Raw genomic sequence first — 12,040 nt, forward strand, 5'->3', positions numbered from 1 at the left:
TTTCCTTTCTTTCGTTTTATAAATAGAGTTCGGTTTTATACCGAAGGTGTGCCACCGTGCGTAAGCTTAGCCGGATCGAGATAACCTAATAAGGTGGTTTCGTCCAAATCGGTCATTTCCAAAGCGACCTCAAGCACAGGGCGAGCGCTGCGGTAAGCTTCTTTAGCAATAGCGGCCCCTTTTTCATAGCCTACCACAGTATTTAAAGCGGTGACCAGGATTGGATTAACGTCTAGGGCTTTTTTAAGCTGAGTTTGATTAACCTCAAACCCAGCGATGGCTTGATCAGCTAATTGTCTGGCCGCATTGCTGGCCAGATTTAGACTGTTTAGCAGGTTGTCTGCAATCATGGGCAACATCACGTTGAGTTGAAAGTTGCCAGACTGTGCTCCCACTGTGATTGCCATATGATTGCCAGTGATTTGAGCGGCTACCATCGCCACCGCTTCAGGAATAACGGGATTCACTTTGCCCGGCATAATCGAACTGCCCGGCTGTAAAGCGGGTAGTCGAATTTCGCCTAAACCGGCTAACGGACCAGAGTTCATCCAGCGTAAATCGTTGGCGATTTTCATTAAGCTGGCCGCTAGTACATTGAGTTGACCACTTAGCTCAAGCGCGGTGTCTTGTGAGCTAAGACCGATGAACAGGTTCGGCATGGGTGTAAATTTTTGCTGGGTTAGAAGTGATAGCTTGTCGCAAAAGCGTGCTGAAAACTCAGGATGGGCATTAATGCCGGTTCCTACCGCCGTGCCACCTTGAGGTAGCATTAATAAACGTGCTTTTGTGCTTTCAAGGCGAGCAATATTATCGGATATTTGCGCACGCCAAGCCGATAACTCCTGGCTGAAACGGATTGGCATCGCATCCATTAAATGGGTGCGTCCCGTTTTTACCACGTCATCAAGTTCAGTTTCACGCGCTTTAATGGTATCCGCTAAATGTTTTAAGCTTGGAATCAATTGTTTTTCTAATACCAAAGCCGCGCTTACGTGGATACTACTTGGAATCACATCGTTTGAGCTTTGACTCATATTGACATCATCGTTCGGGTGAATCTGAACCTGAGTAAGCTGACTGGCTAAATTCGCAATCACTTCGTTCATATTCATATTGGTGCTGGTGCCCGACCCAGTCTGAAATACATCGACTGGGAACTGATGGTCATGCTGGCCGTTTAGGATCTGTTTGACGGCTTGATCAATCGCATCAACCTTGGTTTTATCAATTTGGTTTAAATCCAAATTGGCTTGCGCACAGGCCAGTTTAACGTAGGCGAGGGCGTGAATAAAAGCTGGCGTGAGTCCGCGCCCGCTAATCGGAAAGTTATTGATTGCGCGCTGGGTTTGTGCGCCATAAAGCGCGTTGGCCGGAACCTCAAGGGTTCCCATGCTATCTTGTTCTATACGAGTTTTTGACATGGTTAAAGACGGTCTTTTAAATTAATAAAGTTAAAGCGGGATCAAACTTTAGTTGATCCCGTCCTAGGGGATTTAAATTATTGGTATCATTTTACGCATCTTTCATTCAAAAACCCATAGGTTGAATCGTGAAGCGCAAAAAACTGTTAAAAAAACGGGCGAAACAAACCAAACAAAACCAAGTGTTAGCCAAGCAGCTTGCCGACTCACAAGCCTTAAATCAGTTTTACGCGATTTGGACACATGAACTGCGTTCACCTTTAAGTGTGGTTGAATCTACGCTGGCTCAATTAAAAGCACAGAACAAAGATGTCATCGACAACCAGGCCTGGTGGTTGTTAGACGCGGCTGTTCAGCACATGTCGATGTCGGTGAATGATCTATTAGGGTTGGCACAAGTGTCGCATCAGCGTTTAACAGTTCAAACTCAGCCTTTTGATTTACAAACGATTCTGCGCGAACTAGAAGCCATGTCTGGGAAATTGATAGGGGATAAACCAATTCAATTGGTGTTTAACATCCCCGTTTCTTCGGTTTGGTTAAAGGGGGACGCGTTTCGTTTGAAGCAAGTTTTGCTTAACTTGCTTGCCAATGCAATTAAGTATACCCAGCAAGGTCGTGTTTCTTTGAACTGGCAACTTGACGATGAGGGGGCTGAGTTTCGAGTAGAAGATACCGGTCCAGGTTTGTCAGTATCGGAAATCAATACCTTGTTTCAACCCTTTAGTCAGTTGGTGCAAGTCCAAACGGGTGAAGCGGTCGGTTCAGGTTTGGGATTGTTTATTGTCCAGTCGTTGGTCACGGCGATGAAGGGGCAAATTCGAGTTGAATCGGAGGTTGGACAGGGTGCGCGATTTATGGTTCGTTTGCCTTTTTTATCGGTTGCTACTGATTTGTCAGATAACCCTAGTCCGGCCCGCATCGCTTCACAAAACGATGAAAAAAACTCTTTCCCACTTCGCGTGCTATTGGCCGATGATTCAGAACTGAGTCGAAGCCTATTAATAAATCAATTAAACCAACCTGATATCGAATGGGTGGAAGCGGAAGATGGTGAACAAGCGTTAGAGTGTTTGCAAACTCAGTCATTTGATTATGTGATTTTAGATAGATTTATGCCTAAGTTAGATGGCGAACAATTGTGTCAAAAGATTAGGCAGTTACAAATGACCGGACAGCAAGTCAATTTAAAGGGTGTGTTGTTAATTAGCGCTGAACCCGCCTTGGCGGACCAGCTAAATCCTTGTTTTGATTGTTGTTTAATTAAGCCAGTTGATTCTTTGCAATTAATGAAACTATTCGGATTATCTAACTTTTCTAAACCAAATAATCCAAAAAAAGATAGTTGTAAAAATTTTATACATGATAAAATACCTAGCGATTTAACCGAAATGCTTCCGAAATTTATTAAGGAAGTTGATTACCTACTGGGTGAAGTAGAGCAGTGCATACAAGCATCTAAGTATGAACCTTGCCAGGACTTGATACATCGGTTGAAAGGCAGTTTTATGCTGTTTCAACAAAATGCTTGGCTGGCTGATATAGAGGTGTTGGAAACGGCGATTCAATTAAAATCGGCACAAGACGCTTTAGAAAGGTTACAAAAAATTCGTTCGCACGTCCTTGAGTTACAGGCTACTTGCGAACATTAAGTATATTATTAGGGGTGTTTTATCATGGCTAAAAAAATCAATTTATTACTAGCGGAAGATCACGATTTAGTTCGTGCGGCCTTAAAGTCACTGATTGAATCCGATGACGGTTTTAAAGTCGTGGCTGAAGCAGAAGATGGTATTACCTGTTTAGAGCAGGTGCGTGCAAAGTCACCGGATATCGTAGTGTTAGATTTGGCAATGCCAAAACTGAATGGCTTAAACACCATTTCGCAGCTGAAGCGTCGCCATCAAGACACTAAAATAGTGGTACTAACCGCGGCTGAAACGCCAAGTGTTTGGCAAGAAGCTTTGGAATTAGGTATTCATGGTATTGCCACTAAATCAGTTAGTAAAAAAGAACTGTTGGATGGTTTACGTAAGGTAATGGATGGTGAACGTTTTGTTCATACTAAAATTCAACCAAGTGTAGCGAATTTCTTAGACGATGATATGTCGATGAAGAAAAAACGCGGCATGCGTAAGCTTTCAGTTCGCGAGAAACAGGTTACTAAGCTGATTGCGGAAGGTTACAAGACTAAAGATATCGCGGAAATGTTAGAAATCAGTGATCGTACTGTATCTAAGCATCGTGAAAACTTAATGACAAAGTTAGGTGCAACGTCACCGGCTGAAATTACGCATTATGCTAACGATACTGGTTTAACCAAGGTTAAATTGCTTGAGATTGAGTAATTAAATTATGCTTGGTTTCACCAAGCTTCAATAAAAAAGCCGCGATATTTATTCGCGGCTTTTTTGTATCTAATCTCAATAGAGCTAACTTATTGGATTTTTAGGTAGGCATAACCTTCGCTTTGTAAAATCGCGATGTCATATACACCTGATTCTACCAACTCTATGCCTTCATATAGTTTGTCTTCTGATAAACCCACTTCGGCGCGAGTCGTGTCACATAACTTAACTTTAACGCCACGTGAGTTCATCAAAGCATCCAAGCGGCCCTTAAGCTCATCACGACGTTCTAATAAATCTTTATCGTGCTCATAGGCCGTGCCTTTTAATGCATCGTCGGTTGTGAAACGAAGGCCGTGACCAACAAATACCAAATGCACATCCGCATTCATCAACTGGTTTTCATAAGCCGTCATAATGTTATTAATTGAAGTAAGCGTGGCTGAATAACGTGTGACATCATTAAAATCGACATGATAGACCACTTTTGCGCCATCATCCGCGGCTTGAACAGGCAGTGCAAATAGGGCAAACATTAAAGCAACTAGGCTGAAAATATTAAGTTTTTTCATGTTGTATCCTTTGATCTTAAGATCTAATTTTAGATGATTTTTGTAATTTCACGACTGCTACGCAGTTCGCGAATCGCATCGTTTACTCGGTTAAATAAAGTGCGACTATCCTCGTCAGGTTGACGAAGCTCGGTCACACCGGCTTGGCTGGTTAAGCAGGTAACGGTATTTTCATCCAAACGGATTTTGTAGCCTGAAATTTTTTCTTGGGCCAGTTTGGCGATGCGAAACGCATCTACGGCTTTCACCTCCGGCAGCACAATCATAAATTGGTCGCAGCTTAAACGACCAATATGCCCAAGCTTTCCGGCGGTTTGTTTGATTGCATGGGCGGCATTTAAAATCGCTTTATCACCCAGTTCATGGCCATAACCATCGGTAATATTCTTAAAACAGTCCAAGTCAATTTTTATCAAAGATAACGGCTGGCGGTTGAGTTGGGCGGTGTTAATCAATTCGTCTGCTAGATCCAAAAAGAAGTCACGGTTATAAAAGTTGGTTAGAGCGTCGTTTTTAGACAAATGCTCAATTTGCTCTTCCATGTGTTTACGTGCACTGATGTTGATCGCCAGCCAAATGACCGCTGGTTGTCCGTACACATCCGTTTGTAATGGGTAAACGCGTGCTTCATACCATTGTCCACCTTGCGGTCCATTTGGATCAATGCCTTGGACTTCGTCGTTTGCTAATTGGTACTCGATTTCTTGCAAACGTTGCGTTTTAATAGCTTTTTGTACCACATTTAAAAAGCGCATGGCCATTTTTTCAGGCAAGACTTCAGCGTAGGTTTTGCCGATTAACGTATGGCCGTCTGCGTAGAGCGAGCGTTCCTGTCCACCGATAATGTCTAAATAAGTACCATCTTCACCCATAATGAAAATCGGGTCAGGCATGGCATTAGCAATCGCTTCAATATGTGAGTGTAATGTTTGATCAGTTTGCGGCATTACTGGATGCTCCAATTCATTAATTCTTGGTAATCGGCTTATATTTGATACGGTGCGGTTGTGCGGCGTCCGCGCCTTTACGGCGTTTGTAGTCGGCTTCGTAGTCTGAGAAGTTACCTTCAAACCATTCCACGTGTGAGTCACCTTCAAACGCGAGCATGTGGGTTGCAATACGATCAAGGAACCAACGGTCATGCGAGATAACGACCGCGCAGCCGGCAAATTCGAGCAGGGCATCTTCAAGTGCACGTAAGGTTTCAACATCCAAATCGTTAGTTGGTTCGTCAAGTAGCAATACGTTGCCACCTTTACGCAGGGTTTTGGCTAGATGAACGCGGTTGCGTTCGCCACCAGACAGTTCACCGATGCGTTTTTGTTGATCGCCACCTTTAAAGTTAAAGCGTGAACAATAAGCGCGTGAGTTAACTTCAAAATTACCCACCATAAAGACTTCGTCGCCACCAGAAATTTCTTCCCAGATGGTTTTGTTGTCATCCAGCGCATCGCGGCTTTGATCAACATAAGAGAGTTGAACGGTTTCGCCAAACACGATATCGCCTGAGTCGGCTTTTTCTTGTCCGGTGAGCATTTTAAACAGGGTTGACTTACCCGCGCCGTTTGGCCCGATGATGCCCACAATGCCACCTTGTGGAAGCTTGAAGTTTAAATCGTCAATCAGTAAGCGGTCACCAAAGCCTTTGGAAATGTGGTTTACTTCAATAACTTTGTCACCTAAACGTTCGGCCACCGGAATAAAGATTTCATTGGTTTCGTTACGTTTTTGAGTTTCGATGCTACTAAGCTCATCAAATCGAGCCATACGCGCTTTTGACTTGGCGTGGCGGCCTTTCGGATTGGAGCGAACCCATTCAAGTTCGTGCTTGATGGTGCGTAAGCGAGCGGCTTCTTGTTTGGATTCTTGTTCCAAGCGTTTTTCTTTTTGCTCTAGCCAAGAAGAATAGTTGCCTTCATAAGGAATGCCTTGGCCTCGATCCAGCTCCAGAATCCATTGAGCGGCATTGTCGAGGAAATAACGATCGTGCGTGATGGCCACGACGGTGCCGGGGAATTCGAGTAGAAAACGTTCTAACCAAGCAATGGATTCGGCATCCAAATGGTTGGTCGGTTCGTCCAAAAGCAGCATGTCAGGCTTGGATAGTAATAAACGGCACAAGGCTACACGACGACGTTCACCGCCGGATAGTTTCGTAACATCCGCATCCCAAGCCGGTAAACGCAATGCATCCGCCGCAATTTCCAGCGTTCGATCTAAGTTGTGACCATCCATTGCCTGGATAATGTCTTCAATTTCAGCTTGTTTTTGAGCGAGCTTGTCAAAGTCGGCATCAGGTTCGGCATAAGCGGCATAAATTTCGTCTAATTTAGCCATCGCCTCTTTGACTTCAGCAACGGCTTCTTCAACATTGCCACGCACATCTTTAGCTGGATCAAGTTGTGGCTCTTGAGATAGATAACCGATTTTAATGCCTGGCTGGGGGCGTGCTTCGCCGATAATATCCGTGTCCAATCCAGCCATGATTTTCAATAAAGTAGATTTACCCGAACCGTTTAAACCCAAAACGCCAATTTTTGCGCCCGGGAAAAACGACAGTGAGATGTCTTTTAAAATGTGTTTTGACGGTGGAACCACTTTTCCAACGCGGTTCATGGTGTAAACAAATTGTGCCATAGGGGTTTCTGTGTCCATTCAATATCAATAAAGTTGCTCAACACTTTACCGAAATTTGCAGCTTTTATAAAGATCTTCACCGTATTTAGCATGGTGATTTTTTTTGACAGCTGTTAAAATCATCCCTTACCTAAAACTATCCCTATTTTTTACCGATTTGGAGTCCTTGCATGTTTAATAAAACCATGACCATTGCTGGCTATGACGATGATGTTGCTAATGCGATCGCGGCAGAAGCGAAGCGTCAAGAAGATCACATTGAATTGATTGCATCTGAAAACTACACCAGTCCACGCATTTTAGAGGCTCAAGGTTCTGTTTTAACAAACAAATATGCAGAGGGCTATCCATACAAACGTTATTACGGTGGTTGTGAACACGTTGATGTGATTGAGGCTTTGGCGATTGAGCGGGCTAAGAAATTGTTTGGTGCGGACTATGCCAACGTGCAACCTCACTCGGGTTCACAAGCGAATGCGCCCGTTTACATGGCGTTATTAGAGCCGGGCGATACCGTTCTGGGTATGAGTTTGGCACACGGTGGCCATTTAACCCACGGTTCAAAAGTGAATTTCTCTGGCAAAATCTACAACGCTGTGCAATATGGTTTGAACCCAGAAACGGGTGAAATTGACTATGCAGAAGTTGAAGCTTTAGCGAAAGAGCATAAGCCAAAATTAATCGTAGCCGGCTTTTCGGCTTATTCACAAGTCGTCGATTGGCAGCGTTTCCGTGACATTGCAGACAGTGTAGGCGCCTATTTATTAGTAGATATGGCGCACGTGGCTGGTTTAGTCGCGGCAGGTGTGTATCCGAACCCAGTGCAAATCGCAGACGTAACGACCACTACTACTCACAAAACGTTGCGTGGCCCTCGTGGTGGTTTGATTTTGGCTAAAGCCAACCCTGAAATCGAAAAGAAATTGAACTCACTTGTTTTCCCTGGTACTCAGGGTGGTCCATTAATGCATGTGATCGCGGCTAAAGCGGTGGCGTTTAAAGAAGCTATGGAACCAGAGTTTAAAACCTACGCGCAAAACGTGATTAAAAATGCTCAAGCAATGGCTGAAGTATTTATGCAACGTGGTTTAGACGTTGTTTCTGGTGGCACCAAAAACCATTTATTTTTAGTGAGCTTAATTGATAAGAAACTAACCGGTAAGTTGGCGGATGCGGCTTTAGGCGAGGCTCACATTACCATTAACAAAAACTCTGTACCGAATGATCCAATGTCACCGTTTGTGACCAGCGGTATTCGTGTGGGCACAGCCGCCGCCACAACACGTGGGTTTGATGAGCATGACTGTCGTGATCTGGCCGGATGGATGTGTGATGTAATTGATGCTTGTGACCAAGCAAATGAAACGTGGGATGAAGCGGTGATTGCTGGAGTACGTGAGAAGGTAAAAACCTTGTGCGCGGCTCATCCGGTTTATAAGTAACTTCATTTTCCTGAAACAACAAGCACCAGGCCTGGTGCTTGTTAGTTGGAGCTTCTATGCATTGTCCTTTCTGTAACGCCCCAGATACTAAAGTCGTCGATTCACGCTTGGCTACTGAAGGTGTACAAGTACGCCGTCGTCGTGAATGTTTGGAGTGTGGCGAGCGTTTCACCACCTTTGAGAGTGCCGAGTTATCTTTGCCTCGAGTGGTTAAATCAGACGGCAATCGAGAGCGCTTTGATGAAGAAAAAATCCGTCGTGGGTTAATCAAAGCGCTCGAAAAACGTCCGGTCGCCAGTGAGCGGATAGATGAAATGGTTAATCATATTACTAAGTTGATGATGGCAGAAGGCTCACGTGAGATTCCGTCTTCTCAAATTGGTGAATGGGTGATGCAAGCGTTGCGTGAATTAGATCAGGTGGCTTACGTTCGATTTGCGTCAGTGTATCGTTCTTTTCAAGATGTGAATGCATTCCGCGAAGAAATCGAAAAGTTGGTTCAGGCAACGGCCGCAAAAGCTGAACGTGGTTAGAGGTTGCTTGATATGGCCGCACGGATAAATAGGCTGAGCGTATGACAACGAACCACCAGGCCTGGATGACACGAGCAATTGAATTGGCCAAGCAGGGCTTAGTTAGTACTCGACCTAATCCGGCCGTAGGGTGCGTGATTGTAAAAGACGACCAGCTGATTGCCGAGGGTTGGCATGTTAAAGCTGGCCAGCCGCACGCAGAAGTGGTGGCATTAGCTTCTGCGGGTAATCAAGCCCAGGGTTCAACGGTTTATGTCACCTTAGAACCCTGTTCACATTTTGGTAAAACACCACCTTGTGCCGATGCGTTAGTGGCGGCCGGCGTTAAGCAAGTGGTGGTGGCGATGCAAGACCCTAATCCCTTAGTGGCGGGGCAAGGGTTAGCACGCCTGCAAGCCGCAGGTGTTGCGGTGGAGGTCGGTATTGAAGCCGAGCAAGCGGCAAGACTAAATCAAGGATTTATAAAACGTATGCAATCAAAACGCCCTTTTGTACGGCTTAAATTAGCGAGCAGTGTGGATGGCCGCACCGCGATGGCATCCGGTGAAAGTGTTTGGATTACTGGCGAATTGGCGCGCACAGAGGTGCATAAATTACGCGCCCGCCATGGCGCGATTATTACCGGCATTGGTACGGTATTGGCCGACGATCCGAGTTTGAATGTGCGCTTGCCAACCAATATTCAGGCTGAGCTTGGATTGGATGAAGCTTTATGCCACCCGATTCGGGTGGTTTTAGATCCAAACTTGAGTTTGCCATTGGATGCTAAGATGTTAAGTTTGCCGGGTCGTACCTTAGTTATGACTAGCCAAGCGACCGTAGAAAACAATGATCCGGTGGTTGAAGTTTTGTTGGCGAATGGTGCTGAAATTGTCGCGGTACAGGCGCAGGAGGATCGTTTAGATTTAGAAAGTGTGTTGGACTACTTAGCACAAGAAGAGCAGATCAACGATGTCATGGTCGAATCTGGTGCGATTGTCGCTGGTGCGTTTATTGAAGCCGGGTTGGTGGATGAGTTGCATTGGTTTGTCGCGCCACATTTAATGGGGCATCAAGGCAAACCGCTTTTGATGCTACCAGGTCTGGTGACGATGCAAGATCGTATAAACTTAAAAGCTAAATCGGTTGAAGCCGTGGCCGATGACTGGCATTTTGTGTTTGAGTTCGCGTCACAATAAACCAGATTCACGTGAGCAGCGACTAACGCGAATTAAACAATAGAAGGCACGATATGTTTACAGGGATCATCCAAGCACAAGGTCAAATTCGCCGTATCGAAACCCGCCAAGGTGATTGGCGTTTAAGTGTCGATGTCGGTGATTTAGATATGTCGGATGTTCAATTGGGCGACAGCATCGCGACTAATGGGGTGTGTTTGACCGCGATTGAATTTGATCAAACCTCATTTGTGGCGGATGTATCAGCTGAAACCTTAAAAGTAACGACTTTAGGCCACTTGAAAACCGGCTCAAAAGTAAATCTTGAAAAGGCGTTGCGTTTACAAGATCGGCTTGGTGGGCATCTAGTGAGCGGTCATGTTGACGGAGTGGGTACGGTTAAATCAATAGAAGCTGATGCCCGCTCATGGCGTTATAAAATTGAATCGCCACATGAGATCGCGCGTTACATTGCGCAAAAAGGCTCGGTGTGTATTAATGGCATCAGCTTGACTGTGAATGGGGTGGAGGATTGTGTGTTTGACGTCAACATCGTGCCACACACTCGTTCCGAAACTAATATTATTGAATGGCAAGTAGGAACGCAAGTTAACTTGGAAGTAGACTTGTTAGCGCGCTATTTAGAACGCCTATTGACCGGTCCGCAAGCTGAATCGGTTAATTCGTCTTTAACAGCTGAGTTTTTAGCGCAGCATGGCTTTATGTCATAATCAAGCTACATTGGTTCTAGCAATGCGATACTTTACACAGGCAAACGCCCGCACAGAAGTTCTGGGCATAAAAGGATAAACATGCAGTTAAGTTCGATAGAAGAAATTTTAGAAGATTATCGCCAAGGTAAAATGGTGATTCTAATGGATGATGAAGACCGCGAAAATGAAGGTGACTTGCTGATTCCGGCTTCGACTGTAGCGGCCAGCGATATTAACTTTATGGCGCGTTATGGGCGCGGTTTGATTTGTCTGACCTTAACTAAAGAACGTTGTCAGCAACTGCATTTGCCCTTAATGGTGCGTGATAATCAAGACCCGCATGGCACCAACTTTACGGTTTCAATTGAAGCCGCTCAAGGTGTTTCAACTGGTATTTCGGCTTCAGATCGTGCGGTTACGATTCAAGCGGCCGTTAAAGCGGATGCCACCCCGAGTGACATTATTACTCCTGGCCATATTTTCCCACTCATGGCCCAGCCGGGTGGTGTCTTAACGCGTGCCGGTCATACCGAAGCAGGTTGTGATTTAGCCCGTTTGGCGGGGTTTGAACCGGCATCTGTTATTGTCGAAATTATGAATGAAGATGGCACCATGGCGCGTCGTGATGACCTGGAAGCGTTCGCTGAACAACATGAATTAAAATTAGGCACCATTGCGGATCTAATTGAATATCGCTTAAAGAATGAAAAGACGGTTGAACGTGTATCGGAATGTGCCTTGCCGACTGAGTTTGGTGAGTTTAAGTTGATTGCTTATGAAGACGCGTTAGACCATAAAGCGCATTTTGCGTTGGTGTACGGCAAAATCGATCCTACACAACCGACTTTAGTGCGAGTCCATATGCAGGATACGCTGTGTGATTTACTGGGCGCTCAACGCCAAGAGTGCGGCTGGCCTTTACGCTCAGCGATGGCGCAAGTTGCGCAAGCGGGGTCGGGCGTGATTGTGTTATTACGCAAACACGAAGAAGCCAGCGAGCTATTAGACAGAATTGCACATTATCAGTTGTCGGATCGTGGTATCAACGTACCTGAAGCCGTAGCCGAAGATGACGCCAAAACCTTTGGTTTGGGCGCACAGATTTTAGCGGATTTAGAGCTTAAACAGTTACGCGTGATTGGTTCAGCTTGGAAGTTAAACGCATTAAGTGGTTTTGGTTTAGAAGTGACCGAATATATTGAAAAACAAGGATAAAA

The 12,040-nt window shown here is 45.2% G+C and carries 11 protein-coding genes; 7 read left to right on the forward strand and 4 right to left on the reverse strand.

The window, feature by feature from the left end:
• Window positions 1–35: 35 nt before the first annotated feature.
• Complete coding sequence (locus tag N746_RS0104650) at window positions 36–1,421, reverse strand: class II fumarate hydratase (protein ID WP_029934333.1); 1,386 nt, start codon at window positions 1,419–1,421, stop codon at window positions 36–38.
• Window positions 1,422–1,549: 128 nt separating this feature from the next.
• Here N746_RS0104650 and N746_RS0104655 point away from each other — a divergent pair, with 128 nt between their 5' ends.
• Together N746_RS0104655 and N746_RS0104660 are read left to right on the forward strand one after the other, a co-directional pair.
• A complete protein-coding gene (locus N746_RS0104655; protein WP_029934334.1) occupies window positions 1,550–3,073 on the forward strand; it encodes a hybrid sensor histidine kinase/response regulator in 1,524 nt (507 codons plus the stop codon).
• 24 nt (window positions 3,074–3,097) lie between these two features.
• The gene (locus N746_RS0104660; RefSeq protein WP_029934335.1) at window positions 3,098–3,769 is read left to right on the forward strand and encodes a response regulator; all 672 of its coding nucleotides are present in this window, start codon (window positions 3,098–3,100) and stop codon (window positions 3,767–3,769) included.
• 89 nt (window positions 3,770–3,858) lie between these two features.
• On the opposite strand, the gene N746_RS0104665 is transcribed toward N746_RS0104660, so the two are convergent.
• Genes N746_RS0104665 through ettA form a run of 3 tightly spaced genes read right to left on the reverse strand, consistent with a single transcriptional unit; the run spans window position 3,859 to window position 6,978 of the window.
• Window positions 3,859–4,341, reverse strand: coding sequence for a DsrE family protein (locus N746_RS0104665; RefSeq protein WP_029934336.1), 483 nt, complete (start codon window positions 4,339–4,341; stop codon window positions 3,859–3,861).
• A gap of 29 nt (window positions 4,342–4,370) precedes the next feature.
• On the reverse strand, window positions 4,371–5,288 hold the full coding sequence (locus N746_RS0104670; protein ID WP_029934337.1) for a sensor domain-containing diguanylate cyclase: 918 nt from the start codon (window positions 5,286–5,288) through the stop codon (window positions 4,371–4,373).
• 19 nt (window positions 5,289–5,307) lie between these two features.
• Window positions 5,308–6,978, reverse strand: coding sequence for an energy-dependent translational throttle protein EttA (ettA, locus tag N746_RS0104675; RefSeq protein ID WP_029934338.1), 1,671 nt, complete (start codon window positions 6,976–6,978; stop codon window positions 5,308–5,310).
• Window positions 6,979–7,148: 170 nt separating this feature from the next.
• Here ettA and glyA point away from each other — a divergent pair, with 170 nt between their 5' ends.
• From glyA to ribBA, 5 genes are all read left to right on the forward strand, one after another.
• Window positions 7,149–8,420, forward strand: coding sequence for a serine hydroxymethyltransferase (glyA, locus tag N746_RS0104680; protein WP_029934339.1), 1,272 nt, complete (start codon window positions 7,149–7,151; stop codon window positions 8,418–8,420).
• A gap of 56 nt (window positions 8,421–8,476) precedes the next feature.
• A complete protein-coding gene (nrdR, locus tag N746_RS0104685) occupies window positions 8,477–8,953 on the forward strand; it encodes a transcriptional regulator NrdR (protein WP_029934347.1) in 477 nt (158 codons plus the stop codon).
• Between the two features lie 41 nt (window positions 8,954–8,994).
• Window positions 8,995–10,131 carry a bifunctional diaminohydroxyphosphoribosylaminopyrimidine deaminase/5-amino-6-(5-phosphoribosylamino)uracil reductase RibD gene (gene ribD, locus N746_RS0104690; protein ID WP_029934348.1) on the forward strand — a complete coding sequence of 379 codons (1,137 nt, stop codon included), beginning with the start codon at window positions 8,995–8,997 and terminating at the stop codon, window positions 10,129–10,131.
• Window positions 10,132–10,184: 53 nt separating this feature from the next.
• The gene (locus N746_RS0104695; RefSeq protein WP_029934349.1) at window positions 10,185–10,841 is read left to right on the forward strand and encodes a riboflavin synthase; all 657 of its coding nucleotides are present in this window, start codon (window positions 10,185–10,187) and stop codon (window positions 10,839–10,841) included.
• An 81-nt stretch (window positions 10,842–10,922) separates the two neighbouring features.
• Window positions 10,923–12,038, forward strand: a complete 1,116-nt coding sequence (ribBA, locus tag N746_RS0104700; protein WP_029934350.1) for a bifunctional 3,4-dihydroxy-2-butanone-4-phosphate synthase/GTP cyclohydrolase II — start codon at window positions 10,923–10,925, stop codon at window positions 12,036–12,038.
• Window positions 12,039–12,040 lie beyond the last annotated feature (2 nt).

It is taken from the genome of Thiomicrospira pelophila DSM 1534, from assembly GCF_000711195.1.
GTDB classification, from domain to species: Bacteria; Pseudomonadota; Gammaproteobacteria; order Thiomicrospirales; family Thiomicrospiraceae; genus Thiomicrospira; species Thiomicrospira pelophila.